9 protein-coding genes and 8 pseudogenes are annotated in these 19,400 nt (G+C 53.7%); 5 read left to right on the top strand and 12 right to left on the bottom strand.

Annotation, left to right across the window (positions count from 1 at the left end):
- Nucleotides 1-6: 6 nt before the first annotated feature.
- Entirely contained in the window at nt 7-417 is a 411-nt protein-coding gene (locus JCM13996_RS06135) for a peptide deformylase (protein WP_054750465.1), read from the bottom strand.
- Between the two features lie 154 nt (nt 418-571).
- A complete protein-coding gene (locus tag JCM13996_RS06130) occupies nt 572-787 on the bottom strand; it encodes a P8 family protein (RefSeq protein WP_420836030.1) in 216 nt (71 codons plus the stop codon).
- A 327-nt stretch (nt 788-1,114) separates the two neighbouring features.
- Between JCM13996_RS06130 and JCM13996_RS06125 the strand changes: the two genes are divergently transcribed.
- Entirely contained in the window at nt 1,115-1,981 is an 867-nt protein-coding gene (locus JCM13996_RS06125) for a DegV family protein (RefSeq protein WP_054750461.1), read from the top strand.
- On the opposite strand, the gene JCM13996_RS06120 is transcribed toward JCM13996_RS06125, so the two are convergent.
- Nucleotides 1,978-2,712 (bottom strand): EAL domain-containing protein, encoded by a 735-nt coding sequence (locus JCM13996_RS06120; RefSeq protein WP_054750459.1) that lies wholly within the window; start codon nt 2,710-2,712, stop codon nt 1,978-1,980. The genes JCM13996_RS06125 and JCM13996_RS06120 overlap by 4 nt on opposite strands.
- A gap of 696 nt (nt 2,713-3,408) precedes the next feature.
- Between JCM13996_RS06120 and brnQ the strand changes: the two are divergent.
- Nucleotides 3,409-4,718, top strand: a pseudogene (brnQ, locus tag JCM13996_RS06115) (branched-chain amino acid transport system II carrier protein); the annotation flags it as partial.
- Between the two features lie 454 nt (nt 4,719-5,172).
- Nucleotides 5,173-6,276: pseudogene (locus JCM13996_RS06110) on the top strand (SLC13 family permease).
- A 47-nt stretch (nt 6,277-6,323) separates the two neighbouring features.
- Here the strand turns inward: JCM13996_RS06110 and JCM13996_RS06105 are convergent.
- A pseudogene (locus JCM13996_RS06105) lies at nt 6,324-6,901 on the bottom strand (uracil-DNA glycosylase family protein).
- Nucleotides 6,902-7,504: 603 nt separating this feature from the next.
- Between JCM13996_RS06105 and JCM13996_RS06100 the strand changes: the two are divergent.
- Nucleotides 7,505-8,644, top strand: coding sequence for a GGDEF domain-containing protein (locus JCM13996_RS06100; RefSeq protein WP_054750457.1), 1,140 nt, complete (start codon nt 7,505-7,507; stop codon nt 8,642-8,644).
- Between the two features lie 117 nt (nt 8,645-8,761).
- Nucleotides 8,762-9,076, top strand: coding sequence for a SemiSWEET family transporter (locus tag JCM13996_RS06095; protein ID WP_054750455.1), 315 nt, complete (start codon nt 8,762-8,764; stop codon nt 9,074-9,076).
- An 87-nt stretch (nt 9,077-9,163) separates the two neighbouring features.
- Here JCM13996_RS06095 and pepI read toward each other — a convergent pair whose 3' ends face one another.
- The 8 genes and pseudogenes from pepI to JCM13996_RS06055 form a co-directional block, all read right to left on the bottom strand.
- The gene (gene pepI, locus JCM13996_RS06090) at nt 9,164-10,042 is read right to left on the bottom strand and encodes a proline iminopeptidase (protein ID WP_054750453.1); all 879 of its coding nucleotides are present in this window, start codon (nt 10,040-10,042) and stop codon (nt 9,164-9,166) included.
- Between the two features lie 108 nt (nt 10,043-10,150).
- Nucleotides 10,151-12,086: pseudogene (locus JCM13996_RS06085) on the bottom strand (GTP-binding protein).
- Between the two features lie 836 nt (nt 12,087-12,922).
- Nucleotides 12,923-14,560 carry a peptide ABC transporter substrate-binding protein gene (locus tag JCM13996_RS06080; RefSeq protein ID WP_054750518.1) on the bottom strand — a complete coding sequence of 546 codons (1,638 nt, stop codon included), beginning with the start codon at nt 14,558-14,560 and terminating at the stop codon, nt 12,923-12,925.
- A 251-nt stretch (nt 14,561-14,811) separates the two neighbouring features.
- Nucleotides 14,812-15,484, bottom strand: a pseudogene (locus tag JCM13996_RS06075) (ABC transporter ATP-binding protein).
- Nucleotides 15,485-15,489: 5 nt separating this feature from the next.
- Nucleotides 15,490-16,544 (bottom strand): annotated as a pseudogene (locus tag JCM13996_RS06070) (ABC transporter permease).
- A gap of 21 nt (nt 16,545-16,565) precedes the next feature.
- Nucleotides 16,566-17,072 (bottom strand): TetR/AcrR family transcriptional regulator, encoded by a 507-nt coding sequence (locus JCM13996_RS06065; protein WP_054750451.1) that lies wholly within the window; start codon nt 17,070-17,072, stop codon nt 16,566-16,568.
- A 151-nt stretch (nt 17,073-17,223) separates the two neighbouring features.
- A pseudogene (gene rlmH / locus JCM13996_RS06060) lies at nt 17,224-17,704 on the bottom strand (23S rRNA (pseudouridine(1915)-N(3))-methyltransferase RlmH).
- 80 nt (nt 17,705-17,784) lie between these two features.
- A pseudogene (locus tag JCM13996_RS06055) lies at nt 17,785-18,886 on the bottom strand (SLC13 family permease).
- Nucleotides 18,887-19,400: the final 514 nt, after the last annotated feature.

Raw genomic sequence — 19,400 nt, 5'->3', positions numbered from 1 at the left:
TACGTACTAAATTAACCGCCCTTGCGTGTGGTCGACCTCATGTTGAATGATTTGGGCCACCCACCCCGAAAAATGTTGGTGTTGGGGTCGCCATTGCGCATCCAGATAATCCACGTCCAGTGACTGATAACGGACGGTCTCCCGTTCACCATCCAGCGACAAGCACCCCTCTTTGGTAGTAAACGGCCCGTGTAGGTGAGTGAGCCGTGGGTTGATCATCGGCACCGCCACCGGGCCCATCCGTACGACGATCACGTTCTTATTGACCCCGATCATGTTCGCCGCCATGCCCACGCAGCGGTCACTGTTGGCGGCTAACGTATCGAGGAGATCAGTCACCACCTGCTGGTCTGCCCGGGTCGCCGCCACCGCGGGCTGGCTCAGTAACAACTGGTCCCGATTAATGGCTCGTTCCATGTCTTGGTCCTCCGTAGGTCACTACTATTACCCGGGAAATATTCCGGGCCAAACCCTATTGTCAGTATAGCTTACTCAAACAACGCGAACAAAGGGGCCAACCTCAACTGCGGTCAGCCCCTCTGTTAATGTTATATTATGTGGAACCGCCAGTTTAGTGCAGTTCCTTTTCAGCCAGTTCCTTCACCTGATCGTCGGTGTAGTCCAGGACAGGCTTCATCTGCTCTTCAGTCTTGATGGTGTCGTGATTGTTGGCTTCCATGTAGTGGTTCCACAATGCGTCACGCACCGCGTCCTCACTGTCGCTCCAGTCAAAAACATCTTTCATCGGTGTGTCTAGCACTAAAGTCTTTTCAGCTTCTGCTGCCATGATCATTACCTCCATATTGTTTGACTTGGTACACCTACATTATAGGGCAGTTATTTCATGATGGCACACTTCATTAGCAGTTTTTTTAAACGAGTGCTAATTATTACTGTGATCGGCAGCACCAATTGTAAATCCACGTCCCTGCGGCCGCCCTGGCGTGACACCATTATTGACAGCTGTCACACGTGAACCCAAAACTATTTACGCCGGATACAGGTTGGGATAGAGTTTGCTTACATAACAACATGCTGCTGTAATCAAAAAAAGCGTCCGTACGTACTGCTAAGTGTAGACGCCGGCGCCCTGCCATGAGAAAGTAGGCTCCTTATGTTCAAATTAATGACTGATTCCGCCTGTGATCTGCCACAGGCAACTTTACGTGACCACGATGTTGACGTAGTCGCCCTGCACGTCCTGGTCAACAATCAAGAAGTTTACCTCACCACTGATAACGTCGCCGGTATGCACGACTTTTACCAGCAACTCGGCGCCGGCCACACCGCCACCACCTCCCAAGTGAGCGTGGGCGAATTCGTGGCCGCCTTTGAACCATACGTGCGCAACGACACCCCGGTATTGTACCTCGCCTTTGATAGCGCCCTAAGTGGCACCTTTGCCGGCGCCGTCCAGGCTCGCCGAGTGATCCAGGAGGATTACCCCCATGCCGACATCACGATTGCGGATTCCCGCGCCGCTAGCTGCGGGCTAGGCATGATGCTGCTGGACGTGATCAAGCTCCGGGACCAGGGCCAACCGGCGGCCAGCGTCGCCGCCTGGGTGCAACAGCACCGCCACGAGTACCACCATGTAGTCACCATTGACGACCTCCACTACCTGGTCGCGGGCGGCCGACTCAAAGCCAGCGCCGCCAAAATCGGGGCACTGTTGAACCTGCACCCAATTCTTGAGTTGCAGGAGGACGGGGCCATCGTGGTCCGCCACAAGGTCCGCACCTTTGGTAAATCCTTGCGCTTCCTCGCTCAGCAAGCCGGTGACGCCCTCGGTCATACGCCGCACCCCACCGTCATGATTGTCAGCAGCGCGGATGCGACCACAACGGCAAAGTTGGCAGACGCCGTACGCCAAGTTCTACCTACGGCACAAATCACCAGTATGCCCGTGGGCACCGTGCTGGCAAGCCACACCGGGCCGGGTTGCTGCGCCGTCTTTTTCCGGACACCAGCTACAGCTTAATTACTATTTTGGGCCCGACTGAGCAAGGCTGGGTGACCCAACAGGTAGCCCTGCACCACGTCATAGTCGTAATGGGCATCGATTTCCGCCAACTCAGCAGCGGTTTCCACACCCTCAATAGCCAACATCTTGTGCTCACGCCGCGCCAGGTGGTACCAAAAATTGAGTTGCGGTTCAATTTCCTGGATGTTGTGGTACGGCCGAAAGTCCTGGAAGGCGAACTTGAACTCATCCACCGAATCATTCATGCGTAGCACCATTTCGGGGGTATTCTCACCGGTACCAACATCGTCAATGCAGACCAAGAGGCCACGATGGTGGAACTTAGCGGCCGCGTCCACCAGCGAATCCTCACTAATACCCGGAGCGAGCCGCTCCGTCAACTCCGTAAAGAGGTTAATGCGGGTGTGGTCCTGCACGTAGGTCACCATGTCCAAAAAGGCGGGATCCACAAACTGATTCTGCTCCAGATTGAACGATAGCATCTCGACCGATTCGTGCATAGTGAGCACGACGTCCATCAATAAGTGTTGTAACGTGTCTGCGGTAATCCCGTTAAAGTCTTGCGGCAGTAGCCAACGACCATCAACATATTGGCGAATAAACAATTCGTACCCAATCAGATTACGCGTGGTGTTGTTGGTACCAGCATACTTGGGTTGCCCAAAAAAAACGGTACATACAAACCAGCCTCCTTCGTAATTCGACCCTGAAACGAAAACAACCCGCACATGACTTTCTCATGTACGGGTCGTATGCCCTAAACTTCCGGGCTTGAGCATTGAACATATATGCGTTGAGTTATCTCTGACGCTATAGTATACCCCTGACACTAAAAATCCAATACTTCAGTGCAAAAAAATTGTATTTTTAATCGCGACGATGCCTACCAAGTCGCACCAGGTACCGATAACCGTTGTTATCACCAGCCAAAAATGAGATTTTTTTGTATTTATTCTCTTGACTTTCACATTTATTTAATTTAAGGTAATCACAACATCAATTGAAACAAAGACGAAGAGTAGCAGAGTAACCGGTAGCGCGTGTCAGTGAGTCGTGATCAGTGTGAAGCGACCACGTTAACCCGGTGAAAGTAGGCTATGAGTCGTCGCTGCGACCGTACGGGAGTGGCGACTGGGATTGCGCCCATTACAGCAATGGAGTATCACCGTGCACCGGTCACGGCCGTACTCTCCGAGGTTTATTCGGTGACGGATAGACGAACTAAGGTGGTAAAGCGCAATGGCGCCCTTGGCAAACGTAAAGTTTGCCAGGGGCGCTTTTTTTTCGTCCCCGGTCCGACCCCGGCCAAGGTTGGACCGCCCCCCTTTGTTGCAATTAACCATTATTTTTGGAGGACATACCTATGGAAATGAAAGCAAAATCAACTCATCTCACTAAAAAAACAATACTTAACCCTTGGTTCCATGCTCTTTGCACTCTTCTTTGGGGCTGGCAACCTGATTTTCCCGATCCATTTGGGCCAGGCCGCCGGCGGTAACTGGATTCCGGCTACTTTTGGCTTTATTATCACCGCTATCCTGCTACCACTGCTCGCTATTCTGGCCATCTCCATGACCGAAAGTGACAGCATGTACCAGTTGGCCCGCCCCGCGGGTAAAATTTTCGCCCTCTTCTTCCTGATTGCGACCCACGCCACGCTGGGATTGCTGTTTGCCTCCCCCCGTACGGCCGCAACGTCCTTTGAAATCGGAATTCTCCCCTTCATTCCCAAGGGCTCCGACCAAATCGCACTCCTGATATACTCCGCTATCTTCTTCGGCCTCACGTACTTCCTGTCCAAAAATCCGAACAAGATGCCCAACTACGTGGGTAAGTTGCTCAACCCGTTACTGCTGATCTTGCTGATTGCGGTCTTCATTGCGGCCTTTCTCATCAAGGGTGACGGTGCGACGCTGGCTGCCACAACGCACGCTACCAAGGCCGGTAGTAACTTTACTTACGGTTTCCTGCAGGGTTACAACACCATGGATGCACTCGCCGGACTGGGCTTCGGGGTGACGATTGTGGCCGCACTGAAGCACTTTGGCATTCTCAAAGCTGGGCAGCGGTCCCGTGACGTGGCCAAAGTTGGTGCCATGTCCATGGGGCTCGAAGCCGCCATCTACTTAGGTTTGATCATGTTGGGCGTTATTTCCCTTAAATTCACGCAGGTTTACTCCAACGGTGGCCCCGCCTTTAGTGCCATCATGACGCATTACACCGGTATGATTGGAACGGGCATCCTGGCTGCCATGGCCATCATCGCCTGCCTCACCACCTCGATTGGACTGGTTACCTCATTCTCCCAGGACCTTGGCCGGCGGTTCCCGAAGATTGGTTTCAGCAAGTTCCTCATCTTCACTTGCACCTGCTCCTTCCTGATTGCCAACTTCGGTCTGGATACCATCATCGCCCTGTCCACGCCGATTCTGATGCTGCTGTACCCATTGGCCATGGCATGATTCTCCTGGGCATGCTGCACCCATTCATTGGCAAACAACGTACCATTTACCGCACGACGATTGGCTTTACCTTAATTCCCGCCATTCTGGATGCTATCCACGCGCTACCGCCGTTCTTAGCCAACCTGGCCTTCTTCCAGGCCATCGACAACTTCGCCACTAAGTACATTCCTATGTTCTCCATCTCCATGGACTTTGTGCCATTCCTGGCCGTGGGTCTGATTGGCGGCGCCATTATCGCCAAACTGACTGGCCAGTCCTTCAAAGCTGATGACACCGCTGAACGTGCCATTGAAGCCCGCGAAGACAGCGGCGCAGCAGTGATTGAACCAACCACGAGCGCTAGCGAAATGTCGGCAACCAACGACTAAGCACATCCGTTAGCAATATCAATAAGTGCCGCCAGGATTATTCCTGACGGCATTTTGTATGGTTACTGCTATTCATCAACCTGAGCGCACAGTTCATAAAAAGTCACCGATGCTGTGCAGCCTATTTGTTGCAAACCCTGGCCCTGTGCCGTTGTCTCCCGCGGCGCTACCCCCGTAGAGCCGTATGTTGGACGCTCGCCACACGCCCTACTGGACATTATTTCCCGGGAAATATGCCGGTTTGTAAACATTCAGTCCCCGATATTTACGAGAGTTTTACACTAGTCCGATAGTAGGCCACCCTTTTTAAGTGCAAAATATTTACGTTGAGTCAATTTTCGAAGAGGGTTTATTCATGACCGTAATCAAAAACGTTGCTAAGGACCACGTGCTGCAAATCACCGTGGTTTTGGCATTGATTAGTTTGTTCTTTGCGAAACCGCGTCTCGCAGATATCAACTTTTCTACACTGTTCTCCATTCTGGCGATGATGACCATCATCCAGATTTTTGAGTACCTGCATATATTGGATTACTTTACCTACCGTCTGACCAGTCTGGCCACCACTACGCGCCAGCTGACATGGATGTTTGTCCTCCTCGCCGTCGTAGCGGCAATGTTTATGACCAATGACGTGACGGTCATTACCTTAGTTCCCCTCTATCTCCGTATTGCCAAGAAATTCAAGCTTCCCGAGATTTTACCTGTGACGTTGATCGGGATGGCCGCCAACTTTGGCAGTGCCTTTACACCCTTTGGGAACACCCACAACATCTTCCTGATGAACCACTACCACATCCACGTGGGCACCTTCTTTACCTGGTCGATCCCGTTACTGATTGCCAGCATGATTCTCCTCACCCTCTTCATCTTTACCATCAAGAAAACCCCTTTACCGTCCGTCCCACCCCGGGACATCCGTATTCAACGGCGCCCGACGATCGTTACCTGCATTGTGGCGCTGATCATCTTCATCGGGGTCCTTGGCTTCATCCCCTCATGTCGGTGCCATCGCCGCCATCGTGCTCGCACTAGCCTTTGATCCGCACATCATGCTCCACGTGGACTACGCCATCGTGCTCACCTTTGGCGGCTTCTTCGTCATTGTCAGTGTGCTGCGCCAGATGCCATGGGTCGTCACCCTCGTCTCGGGACTCATGGCCACCCGCCACTCCGTCTACTTGACCAGCTTGTTGAGCAGCCAAGTAATCTCCAACGTCCCGTCAACGGTCTTAATTGGAAAGTTTACCAGCTTCTCGGAGGCCCTCTTCTTGGGGTCCAACATCGGTGGCCTGGGCACGGTGGTTGGCTCCATGTGTAACTTGCTCGTGTTCAAGGAGTACACTGACTTTGGTAACCACAACCAAGTCCGCTTCTTTCTCGCTTTTCTGCCTTTAACTTTTTGGGCCTCGCTATCCTGGCCGTGATGGGCTGGCTGATTCTCGATTTCATTTTGTAAATATGATTCCATACCAAAGGGGGGCAACTATGCGTTGCCCCCTTTTACTATGCATCCACCAATACCCGCACCGGCCGTTGCAGCGCGGGCACTACGCGTTCTTCAAACCACGGATTCTTGTGCATCCATCCGTAATTGAGTGGCGACGGGTGCACAAGCGGAAAGTATGGTGCGTAGTCCGCGTAATGCTGCACTGTGGCCGTCAACGTACGCCGGCGTTGCGGTAGGTAGTAACGTTGAGCGTACGCGCCGATCAATAGCGTCAATTGCACGTTCGGCATCAGCTTTAATAGCGGCGCGTGCCACTTTTCAGCAAATCCCCGCCGCGGCGGGAGGTCGCCACTTTTGCCCTTGCCCGGATAGTAAAAATCCAGGTTGAGGACCGCAATGCGGCCAGAGTGTAAAATTCATCCGCATTAATGCCCATCCACTGGCGCAACCGGTCGCCGCTCGGGTCGTGCCAGTATGTCCGCGCTAACTGCGCCTGGCGACTGGGTGCCTGACTGATAATGAGGATGGTAGCCGTGGGCTCCACGTGAAATAGCGGCTCGATTCCCGCCGCCGTGTACTGCTGGTTGGCGGGATCCGCCATAATTGCCCGAGAAATTTCCTCTACCGTCTGCATGCTGACCTCCACTAGTGCTTGTTTACCAATACTATAACGCACCTTATGCAGCTCGTCATGATGTCTGCCAGCTTGATGGCAAGCTACAGGCGCAGTGTCCCGTCATTATCGGTCCATTGCGACCGTGAAATGGACAGCTGACCCGCTAACTCGTCGTATGATCAGTTACGTAGGGTGCAAAAATTCCTTAATCGACCAGCAAACTGCAGGGTTCATGTTTCCTCCCCTCGATACACCATTATTATGCCCGGGGGTACCAATACATGCCAGCAACGGCTAGGCACTTTCCCCTCACTAATCATCCTTCATTGCCGCCACCCAGAGTGCACACAGCCCATAACCCATTAGTATAGCCAACAATGACCGATAACTAAGGACCACAATTATTGCCAGTAAAATAGCCCGTGCCAACGACACGGACTGTGCGCAAAATGCGTCAATATCAACCAAACACGCCAATCCGAACCAATCGTCTGCAGATATCTTTAATAACTCTGTATAATAGAGGTAAAAGCGATTGACCAATCGCTAAATGTGGCCTATGTTGAAGTCAAACCCGGTACTTTCCAGTATCACACTTCGACCGCCAAGGAGGTCATTCTAATGAACGTTGCATCATACGTGACCACGTTCTTCATCGTCGTCATCAGTATGCTCGGCTTTACGTCCGTTTACAGTCAAATTGAAGCTGGTACCAGACAACGGGTCGCGCACATGCGGATGTTGGCGCGGGTCCAAGCAGTGTACCCACTGCTTATTTACATATGCCTGATGCTGATACTGTTACGGTACCTGTATGGTCATTCCAGCAACCTCATGCTCTTTTGGGCGTTCGTCAACATTCAAAGTACCATTCTCATCTACTCCAACCTGTTGACCACCAGCCTGGTGGGTTTTGCCATTATTCAAACCGTGGGGGCAATCACCTACATTAGTACGGGCGCCATGTCGATTACTAATTGGATCTTGTTTCTTTTTGCGTGCCTTGTCATCTACGCCGAGCGTTGGTATGGCCAGCTGTTGCATCAGCAACGTTGGGTGTACTTCTTGCCCGCCCTCTTCGTGGGGACGCTCTTCTGGGTCAATATGTACTTGACCGCGCCCCGGCCCCTGCCGTTAGGGTTGGCCATTGCCAACCTCATCTCGTTTGGTTGGGCTTACTTTGCCCTCTGGGACTTTGACCAGTACTTGCAGCATGACCAACAAGTGTTGGCCAAGCTCACCCACGAGGCCCAATATGACGCCCTCACCCGTGCGCGCAACTGGGCAACCTTTCGCCATGATCTCAACAGTGAATTTGCCGACCAGGACCGGCAACCGTTGGCGTTGGTCGCGATTGACCTGGACCACTTCAAAAGCATTAATGATACTTACGGCCACCTGATGGGTAACCAGACGTTGATCGCGTTCTCGCGCCAAATACAACAAATACTACGCGAACAGGACGATCACTACGGGTTTTACCGTACTGGCGGTGAGGAATTCGCACTCCTACTGCCTAACACCAACTTGGCCGCCGCTCAGGAAATAGTGGCTGAGTGTCAGCGGGGCTTGAAAAATATGTATATTCCGTTAACACAGGGCGAGCTCCAAATTACCGCCTCCTTTGGTTTGGCAATCGCCCACCCACAGGATAATAACGCCACTAATTTCTTTAAACGTAGCGACCGTTATTTATACCGATCCAAGCATGACGGCCGTGACCGGCTCACGGACGAAGCTGACGGAACGGACGATTTTTAACATTCAGCAACGGGTATCGTGTTATTTTTGTGATGACAAACGCCCGTTTTGTTTGCTTTCAGGTATCACCCGTGTTATGCTTGTCCCCAATCAATGCTTGAGGAGGCAGATATTTATATGCGTATTGACACGTCCAAGTATCCAGAAGGCAAAGACGCGGTGAATCCAAAACGGGTGCGGCGGCTCAAAATTTTGAGCAAGGTCGCAACCATCATGTGTATTTCCATGTATATCTCCTACATTCCCGAAATTATTGCCAATTTTTCGGGAAGTCCCGTTTCACCCCTGCAGCCGCTAGTGGCCGCCGTTAACGCCACGTTATGGGTGGCATACGGCTGGACTAAAACCTATAGGGACTGGCCAGTCATTATTTCGAACCTACCCGGGATCGTCTTTGGTCTCGTTACGGTCATTACCGTTTACATCCATTAATTAATTAAAAAAATGGGCGCGTCCCGTTCACCTCGCGTTGAGGTGGTCGGTACGCGCCCTTTAGTATCACTTATCACTTATCACTACTTAATCGTTGGCAGCCAGCCAGTGGTCCAAGACATCGATAAATTCATCGTGCTGATCCAGTAGTGCTAGGTGCCGGCTGTTGGCAAACAGGTGCCACTTCGCACCCGGAATGTGGTCGTACACGGACTTGGCAATCAACGGGGTGCACAGGTCATCCGTACCGCTGGTAACCAGGACCGGCACGTGAATCTTGTGCAACTGGTCGGTCACGTCAAAGTCGCTGATCGTGCCGTTTTCGGTGAACTCATTCGGCCCCTCAGCAATCCGGCTAGCCCGTTGCCCGTTCGTTGGCCGGCGCAGTGGCTCCGGCGAGTTCTCGTCGGGGTCATCCCAGCAATACCGCTCCATGTAACGGTCATTGGCGGCCAGGTACTTAGGACCAGTAAAGTCACCGGTGCGTTCTGCTTCAGCAATCGCCTCACGGTCCTCATAGCTCAGGTAGGAAATCAAGCGATGTTGCTCCTGCGTCCACAGCTTGATCGATGCAGGCGAACCATCAATCATCACACTCTTGATGCCCTGGGGATCAAAGCTAGTGAGGTAGTACATTTCGAGCATCCCACCCCATGATTGACCTAGCATGTGGATCTGGTCGAGGTGGAGGTACTTACGTAGCGCAATCAGTTCGGCTGCCCAGGTCTCCTTCACGTAGACGGACTCATCTTCAGGTAGGGAGGATTTCCCACAACCAACCTGGTCGTACATAATCAGCTGGCGCCCGGTATTAGCGTAGTCGTCCATCAATTCAAAGTAGTTGTGTGAGGAACCGGGGCCACCGTGAATCAGCAGCAATGGTGCTTTGTCTGGGTTCGGCTCACCCACGATGCGGTAGTACGTCTTGTAGCCACGAAACGGCATGTATCCTTCTTCAATATGCATATGTAATGCCTGTCCTTTACTAAATATTTGGCCTTATGGGCGATTGTACTCCTGACTGGCAGTGAGCTCAACGCTATGCGGATGGCAATGTTTCACGTGAAACATTGGTCAGCTCAAATACGCCACGTGGGCCATCCGTGGCACCTGGTCCCAGGGAACCGGGTAACCAGCCCCATGCGCACAAAAAAACCGAATCAGGCGTGTTCTCTAGATCACTAACCGGCGCATAATCCGCGGCCGCCACTACCACTTCCTCATTGTGGCACGGCTGGTATCCCGCCACCACGCAGTCCAATTGGCCCTGCCTGTGCGTGTAGGCCCGTATCCGCTGACTGTAGTCCCGCATCGTCGCTACGGGGGCGTGTCCAGTAATTGTTACCATCTGCGCAGCCGCCGCTGGGGCGGCGAAGTCCCCGTCCATCTGTTGAATATCGTTCAGCGCACGCCCAACCTGGTCAGCGCCCACCGTCAACTGGAAGGCATACCACGGCTCCAGTAACTGACACTGTCCCTGAGTGCGCGCCATCATTAAGCCCTGACGCACCGCGCGCCACGTGGCCTCGCGGAAGTCGCCACCAACCGAATGCACATTGCTGGCGCGCCCGTTGACTAGCTTGATCTCCATATCCGTAATGGGCGCACCCGTCAGCACACCACGATGTTCCTTCGCGGCTAGGCTCGTTAGCACCTGGTGCTGCCAATTACGCGGAAGAACGTCGACGGAACAATCGCTGGTGAAGTGCAACCCGGCGCCCCGTGGTAGTGGCGTGAGGAGCAAGTGTACCTCCGCGTAGTGCCGCAGGGGTTCAAAGTGGCCCACGCCCTCAACCGGTGCGGTAATGGTCTCTTGGTAGAGAATGCTTCCCTGCACAAAGTCGACCTGTAGGCCAAAGCGGTCCGCCAATAACTGCTGCAAAACTTCTAACTGAATCGTACCCATTACCTGAACGTGAATTTCATTCAGTTCTCGCAACCACTGCACGTGCAGCAACGGATCTTCATCCGCCAGTTCTTCCATGGCCTGCAAGCAGGTATGGATATCTGCGGTACCCGGCGCCAGTGTGTACGTCAACACCGGTTGCATCAGCGGCGTGACTGCAGCTTTGGCCGTACCCAGACCTTGACCCGGCGTCGTGTGCACGAGTCCCGTGACGGCGCACACATCACCGGCACGCACTGCCGGCACGACCGTATACTTGGCGCCGTTGTAAACGCGGAGTTGGTTCGCCTTTTCCCCGTCTACCAGCGCGTCTTTGGCCCGCAACGTCCCGCCAGTGACACGTAACCACGTAAGTCGCTCGCCGTGTGCATCATGGCTAACCTTAAAGACCCGCGCCCCAAAGTCAGCGGCCCACGCCGTTGGTCGCGCCCACCGTGCGATACCGGCGAGCAACGCATCCACGCCGCGCAGCTTCAAAGCTGCACCAAAGTAGCACGGAAAGACCCGCCGTTGCTGCACCAACGTTTGGACGGTCGTATCCGAAAGCGTGCCCTGCTCCAGGTAGTCCGCCAACACCGTATCATCCTGCACGGCCACCTGCTCAACCGCGTCGTCATGCAATTGCCCGTTCGCCTCGGTGAAGTCCACGCACCCAGCACCTAAATCCCGCTGTAAGGCCGCCATGATGGCCGCACGGTCCGTGCCTGGCGCGTCCATCTTGTTCACAAAGATAAATGTGGGCACCTCATACCGTTGCAAGAGGCGCCACAACGTACGCGTGTAGCCCTGCACCCCATCCGGCGCGGCCACCACCAAAATAGCGTAATCCAGCACACTGAGGACCCGTTCTGTCTGCGCAGCAAAGTCCACGTGCCCTGGCGTGTCGAGGAGCGTCAAAGCCAGATTGTGGTAGTGTAACTGGGCCTGGTGGGCAAAGATGGTGATGCCACGCCGCTTTTCCAGGGCATCAGGATCGAGGAACGCATCCCCTTTGTCGACCCGACCCAATTGGCGCACCGTCCCCGTCCGGTATAACAAGGCCTCTGATAAGGTGGTCTTACCCGCATCCACATGGGCAAGAATTCCTGCGGTAATACTGGTCACGATGATTGCCTCCCCCAAAAATATCTATGTACACCAACCACCCATTACTAACGCCCCTGACGGATTACTAGCTGGCTGTTCGTTGGTACCACGTTGCTTACTGATAAATAGTATACCGCTGTCAAGGCGCGCGTTACTAGTGTCGTGATGCTGGTACGGCTGGGCGTAACCAACACGTAGCACAACCGCGCCAGTGCCAAAAAAATCGCCCTCCGCGAATTACACACGGAGGGCGCTGAGGGAGGGGCAACCGGCTTCTGGGCAAGTCGGCCACCAATTTATGAAGAAGAAGTTTGTGGGTAGTAACGAGGTCTGGGTTCCTCGCTGCTATGTAAATGATTATGCCCATCACCCATGAAGAAAGTGTGTCGTCACAATTACGGTTTCGCGAAGTTTATGCAACGGCTTTGTGCCGATTACAGTTACAGCATCACTATCACTTACCCCAACTACTTCACCCAAATTGGCCAAACAAAACGGGCTCCGTTTTGTTTGGCACTCCAGCACGTTCTGTTTGCCGCATTCAACCTTCTTCACCTCACCCACAACAACCGCCCACCAATATTGACCGTTATTTTAACGCAACATCGATAACTGTTAATGTTATTAAATCAACCATTGGCACAGCTTTACCAGCACGTCAAGTGTTGATGACGCGTAATTTATTTGCTAATGTGGAATGGTTATGAAAATCAATTGAGGAGGGCTGGCGCTACTACGCGCCACAATCTAAGTGAGCGTCCTGGCCACTTTATTTCCCGGGAAATATATTGCCCCATAAAAATGACGACCCATCAACAAGTGGTGGGCCGTCATTTTGTCGACAACGTGCAACCTTACTTAGCAATGTACGTTGTCTTCCAATCATAAGGTACCCCAGACGGGTTGTAGTTGACATTCTTGACCTTGGAGTTCAGCAGCTGCATGCTGTTGGACTGGAACAGGGGTATCGTTGCCTGCTGCTTCATCAGCAAACGCTCTGCCTGCGCGAGCGTTTGCCAGCGCTTCGTCAGTTGGTTACCGTACTTGTTCTCCGCATCTGCTAATAACTGATCGAACTTGGTATCGTGCCACTGACTGCTGTTGTAGCTGGACTTGCTGCCCCAAATCTGCAGGAAGTTGATTGGGTCACCAAAGACGGACTGCCAGCCGGTCACCGTCAGGTCGTAATCTCCCTTGTTCTGTAACTGCAGTTCTTGTGCCGCCGGAATGGCCTTGACGGTCACATGTACGTTGGGCAGCTTTTCAAACTGGCCCTGCAGGTATTCAGCCAAAGTCTTGCTGGAATCAGCGTCACTCGTCAGGAGTGTGAGGTTCAGACTCTTGGTGCTCGTCGCCGCCATTCCTTTACTCAACAGCTTTTTAGCGGTCTGGAGGTTGTAGTCGACCCCGCTGGCTACCTTGCTGGCGCGGGCAAAGTCCTGACCGTTCGGCCCGGTTGCTAAGCCCACGGGGGTAAAGCCAATCGCCGCACGGGAGCCGTTTTGCAGGACCCGCTTGACTAGTTGCTGCCGGTCAACGACCAGCGAGAAGGCCCGCCGCACGTTCACGTTACTGAACGCGGGCACCCGCTTCTCGTTCATGTCCACGCGCATCATGTTAGCGCTCAAGCGGTCAACACGGTGCCGGTTGTGCGCTTGTGCTACTGCAGTGGCCCCGGACAGTGATACCGCGTCCACTTTGCCCGTATCAAACAGGTTTAGGCCGGTATTGGCATCCTTGACGACCTGCTCCTTGATCACGCTCAGCTTCACGTGCCGCCGATCCCAGTACTGCTTGTTCTTCACCAATTGCCACGAATCGTTAGTCCCGTTCCACTTAGCGAGCTTGTACGGACCGCTATATACTTGAGCACCAGCTTTGGTACCGTAATGCTGACCGTACTGCTTCACCACCTCAGGGTTTTGCGGGTAGAAAAGCGGCCAGGCTAACAGCTTCTTGAAGTACGCCACGGGCTTATTCAGCTTGATTGTCAGGTGCCGTTGCCCCTGCGCCGTAATGCCCAGCGTGGATAAGGATTTCTTGCCGGTATTAATGGCCTGCGCATTTTCGACCGGATAGAAGTAGAAGGCGTCTGGCGACTTAGTCTTAGGGTCAACGACCCGCCGCCAACCGTAGACAAAATCCTGCGCCGTAATCGGCTCGCCGTTACTCCACTTGGCCTTGCGTAACGTCACCTTATAGGTCTTGCCGTTGGCACTGATCTGCACCCGCTTAGCTAACGCCAGGTTCATCTTCTGGCCGTGGTTAGACGCGCGATACAGTCCCTCCTGCGTATTCAGCAAGACGTTAAAGCTAAGCGTATCAACCGCCTGGGCCGGATCATCGGTCGCCAACTGCGTCGTTTCTGTCCACCGTAACACCTGTTTAGGGGCCACCTGTTTGGCCGCCGGTTTATTTGCACCCCACGCGCTCAGCATGAGTGCGCCCAGCGTCAGCGCGCTGGCAAACATCAGAACCCTCTTCCTCATCATAATTTTGCCTCCCAGCAAGTATTCCACAATCAACAGGCGCGCGCCATCAAGCACGCAAAGGGGCCACCAATCATCACCTGATGGTTGGTGGCCCTAGTGATATTGCCGCTCATTTGGCCCTACGCCACCGCCATGTGGTTCATACAGGATAAATTATGGCGAACGGTGTAAACGCTGTCAACTGGTAATGCCAGTATTATCACTACACTTTAATATCATCACATTTTCCTCAATGATGCCACCACTGTCGGTCATTCACGCGTCATCCGGCCATCCTGGATGGTGTACCGCTCATCAGCAAAGTCAATCAGCCGCACGTCATGAGTCACCACCACCACAGCTTTGTGATGCGTCAGGGCGAGATCCTTCAAGAGCTGGCCGACAATCTGCACCCGGGCACTGTCTAGTGCCGCCGTAGGTTCGTCCGCCAAAATAATTTCGGGATTCGGGTACAGTGCCCGCGCAATGGCCACACGTTGCTGCTGGCCGCCGGATAATTCATCGGGGTACTTATTGACCAGGTCCGCAATGCCCAACTGATCAAGTACATCCGTGAGGGCCGCGGGGCTCAGATTGCCTTGAGGCTTCACTTTGTCGACCAACCGAAACTGGTCCGCCACGGTCAGGTACGGTAGTAGTCGGTATGCCTGCAACACGAAGCCGATTGCATCCAGGCGTAACCGGTCACGCTCCTTTTTTTGACCGGCCCGAGTACTTCTTGCCGTCCACCGTAACCTCACCGATGGTCGGCGTCAGTAGCCCACCAGCAATGCTGAGAAAGGTGCTCTTACCGGAACCCGAGGGCCCCATGACGAGGCTTAGCGTGCCGGTAGCGGCCGCAAAGTTGACGTCGGTCAGCGCTTGGACCTGCGCGGTACCACTACCAAAAACCTGATTCACGTTCGTTAACGAAATTGCCGCCATGTTGTTTAGCCTCCAATCACACTTACCGGGTCAACGCTCACGACACTCTTAATCGGGATCAACGCCCCGAGTACGGCCATGACCACTAAGCCCGCGGCCACCCCAGCCAAAGCCGGGATGTCAAACGCCATCGGTACCGCCGCTGGCAAGGCCAACGCGGTGACCGCAGTCAGAAGTGCACCCAGCACAAGCCCGCTAATTACCAGTAGCAGGGACTGACTGATGGTGGCGCCGACCAACATCCGACTAGGAATGCCTTGCGCCCGCAAAACGGCGTAGTTCGGCAGCTTTTGCATCGTCAGGATGTACAGGAAGACCGCGATGATCACTAGCGAAATGACCATCAGAAAGCCAATCATCAGGCCAAAGGTCATGTTCTGGGCCGAGTACCCGGGCAGTTTGGCGATGATTTGCTTAGTCGTGTACGTCTTGGTGCCCGTATGCCCATTGTGGTAGTGCGCGTTCCGTGAAACCACGGCGCTGGCTACCGGACCTGCAGTCATCCCCCGCAGCGACCGCCACGTTGCCAGTTGCCCGTAAACTACCGGTGCAATGTTCAACTTAGCGTTTTTGGTAAAACCGACAATGGTGTACTTGGTCTGATCGTCGTTGAGTTTGAGGCGGCTGCCCAGCTTGTATCCGGCCAGCTTAAACGCTTCGTCAGCCACAATTTCGTGGCTGGCCCGGACGCGGTGCCCACTGGTTAAGCGCACACCTTGCGCCACAAACTGGTTGGCTTTGAGCCCCACAAAGACGGCCGATAACTGCTGACGGTGCGGCGCTTTCGCCACCACACTGGTCTCACCCATGTAGGCCTCATCGTTGGTCAATTTGCCCGCCTGTTGCTGGCTAAGAAATGACTGCCGCATATCCACGTTAGCATCAGCATTCAGCGTGACCCGCTCAACGTGCCACGAGTTAATGGCATCCGTATTTTCACGGGCGAGGCCTAACGCTAAACTAGTCAAAATAAAAATGAGGTAACTAATTAGTACGATCATGGCCACAATGAGGCCGAACGTAACTTTTCCTTCTTAATTTCCCTGAGTGCTAAAAACATGTTACTTGCCCCTTTGTAATACTAATCCCCTAACGCCTGTTGCAACTGCGTTAACCGCGCCTCCGCTTGGTCCGGATCCAACAACACATCACGGACGGTCTGATGACATAGCACCGCCACGGCCCAGCGCCGGGGTCCATCGTCACCTTCCAGTATCCGCGTGGGCCGCACGCCGACGACGCTCTCGTTGTGACGGTAGTACATCGTGATGAACGCACGGTAACCGTGCGTATCCACCGCTTCAACGAAGTGGCGCACCGCCGCCACGTAGTCCGCCCCATTGTGTGATGTGACCTGACGCGGGACGCCGCTATGAATGACCCGCATGACGTCGGCGAAGACGTATTGATAGGCGTCCGTCAGGTCAGCAAAGTACTTGTAGAACGCCCCGCGCGCAATCCCCGCGGACTGCACAATGCGGGCCACTTGTGCTTCCGCTAACGGGTGGTGCGTAAACTCGTCCATTAATGCGGCCCGCACGCGCGCTTGCTTGGCCGCGGGGATGTGGTCAAACGTACTTAAAACCATAACCGCCCTCCTTTCGGTGACATCGTGTCACCAGCTGACTAACTCCAGTATAGTTGACGGTGACACGGTGTCAACTTAGTGGTGAAAAAAAATACGGCGCAGGTAACTCCCGGCCGCACGAACTTATAAACTCATGATTGATGTTGACAACCTACTTGTGGTACGGCCGCCCCGCGTTGATCATAAAGGCCCGGTAAATCTGTTCCATCAGCACCAGGCGCATCAACTGGTGTGGCAGCGTCAGCTTGCCGAAACTCAACGTATCGTTGGCGCGTTGCATCACGGCTGGGCTCAGGCCCAGGGAACCACCAATGACAAAGGTGATGTCTGGGTGCCCGTACGTGCCCAGATCCGCAATTTCCTTGGCGAAGACCTCACTGTCCCGCTGCTTACCCTCAATGGCCAGGGCAATCACCCAGTCACTGTCCTTAATTTTTTTCCAGGATGCGTGCACCCTCAACGGCCTTGACCTGCTCCATTTCCGCCGCCGACAAGGATTCAGGTGCCTTTTCGTCGCGTACCTGCACCAAATCCACCTTGGCAAACGCGCGCAGCCGCTTCTGGTACTCCGCAATGCCCGCGGTAAAGTACTTTTCTTTGATTTTACCGACACCAATGACCTTAATATGCACGTTGTTCACCTCGCACCGATTATACCAAAAGAGGCTGTGACAAGGATTCCTGTCATAGCCCCATTGCAAGCACAATTTAACTAGCGCACTAACAACCACCAGCCCAGCGCGCCCATGATGGCCAACGCCACAAAGTTGATGATGGTAAAGAACAGGAGGAAGCGCCCCTTGGACCGCCGGCTGTACAAACCGTACTGTTTGAACGATAGCAGGTTACACAGGCTCGCCACCAGCGTGCCCAGGCCACCAATATTAGTCCCATAAAACAGGGCGGCCACCTGGTTGCTAAATCGCGCTACCAGGACGGTGGACGGCACGTTACTGATCACCTGCGAGGTCACGATACTCGTGAGGTACACGGAGACCGGATTGGTTTCCAAATGCTTCAGCGTGGTGACCACCGCCGGAATCTGGCTAATGTCGCTGACGATGATGAAGAAACCCACAAAGGTACAAATGATCCCGTAATCTACCTGCCCCAGAATCCGGTGGTCCATCATGGCGGCCAGGGCCACCACGACGACGGCAGCGACCCACTGAGGAATAACCCCAAAAACAGCCACGAACACTAACAGCGCCGCAATACAGGTAATCGTGGTGGGCCGCGGATTAATCCGGATATCCACTACCGGTACGGTCGGCACGGTACGCTTGGGTACCAGCGAACTGAGCAACGCGAGGAACACAACGTCGGCGATGACCAGTGGCCACACCCACGCCCCGAATTGACCCAGACTGATGTGGAACTTAGACATCAAGAAAATGTTGTGGGGATTACCAAACGGCGTCAGTGCGCTCCCAAAGTTAGCGGCAATGGCAATCGCCGTAACCGGGATAATTTCCGGCAGGTCGTACTTCCGGGCAATGCGCAAATATAGCGGAATACACGTCAACACCGCCATGTCGTTGGTTAAGAACATCGCGCCCACGAACGACAAGAGCACAAAAAAACCAGCTCAGTTGCCGCGAATTGGTTGCGTGGCTCGTGAGGCGGTACGTTAGGTAATCCAACACGTGTAAATATTCAAATATTTGGATGATGGTCATCATTGCGAGTAATGACCATAATGTGGAGAAATTAATATCGGCCAGATGCGGGCGCGCGAAAAACAGGCTCAGTATGGCGATAATCGCCGTAATCTGAAATACCCGGTCCTTACCGATGTTTTTGACAACGGTCATGTGCAGGAAAACATCCTTTCAGAGACTTACCGCTAACTATTGTGCGCCTTATTCGCCGCCACGACAACACCTAAGCAAATATTTGCTTCATATAAGGCAAAATGCCACCCAATTTTCAGCAAGTCTCATTAACACTCAGGCACGCGCCACAGACGGGAATATTTACATTATCGCCGCTATCCCATCCGGGTCACGGTGGGGCAAAACGAATAATACACTGGCAATACACCCCGAAACACAACTTGTCCCCAGCACTTATGCACACGGGGGATAACTCCACACCCAAATATTGCGCACACGCCGCCACCCCCACCCCACATTTTGCGGTGTCAAAATGCAAGGGTAAATTCGTTTTGTGCCGTTTATCCACAAAAATTGATTATTCGTCAACACCCTGAAAGCGGGGACAAAGCCTATAGCGGCGGGCCCCGAACACCCATTCGCACCTAATGTAAAAGTTTTATCCACAGGAATTCCCGGAATGTGCAAAACCCGCGCAAACCCACTTATTAAC

The sequence above is a fragment of the Lacticaseibacillus thailandensis DSM 22698 = JCM 13996 genome (genome assembly GCF_001312865.1).
GTDB lineage: Bacteria > Bacillota > Bacilli > Lactobacillales > Lactobacillaceae > Lacticaseibacillus > Lacticaseibacillus thailandensis.
Note: the sequence above shows the minus strand (reverse complement) of the source record. Positions and strands in the feature narration are given on the sequence as shown.

Excerpts from the sequence above, each read along its gene's own strand:
- JCM13996_RS06080 (WP_054750518.1), bottom strand. The coding sequence starts at position 14,560 with ATGATGAGGAAGAGGGTTCTGATGTTTGCCAGCGCGCTGACGCTGGGC.
- JCM13996_RS06100 (WP_054750457.1), top strand. The coding sequence starts at position 7,505 with ATGAACGTTGCATCATACGTGACCACGTTCTTCATCGTCGTCATCAGT.
- JCM13996_RS06095 (WP_054750455.1), top strand. The coding sequence starts at position 8,762 with ATGCGTATTGACACGTCCAAGTATCCAGAAGGCAAAGACGCGGTGAAT.
- JCM13996_RS06065 (WP_054750451.1), bottom strand. The coding sequence starts at position 17,072 with ATGGTTTTAAGTACGTTTGACCACATCCCCGCGGCCAAGCAAGCGCGC.
- JCM13996_RS06135 (WP_054750465.1), bottom strand. The coding sequence starts at position 417 with ATGGAACGAGCCATTAATCGGGACCAGTTGTTACTGAGCCAGCCCGCG.
- pepI (WP_054750453.1), bottom strand. The coding sequence starts at position 10,042 with ATGCATATTGAAGAAGGATACATGCCGTTTCGTGGCTACAAGACGTAC.
- JCM13996_RS06125 (WP_054750461.1), top strand. The coding sequence starts at position 1,115 with ATGTTCAAATTAATGACTGATTCCGCCTGTGATCTGCCACAGGCAACT.
- JCM13996_RS06130 (WP_420836030.1), bottom strand. The coding sequence starts at position 787 with ATGGCAGCAGAAGCTGAAAAGACTTTAGTGCTAGACACACCGATGAAA.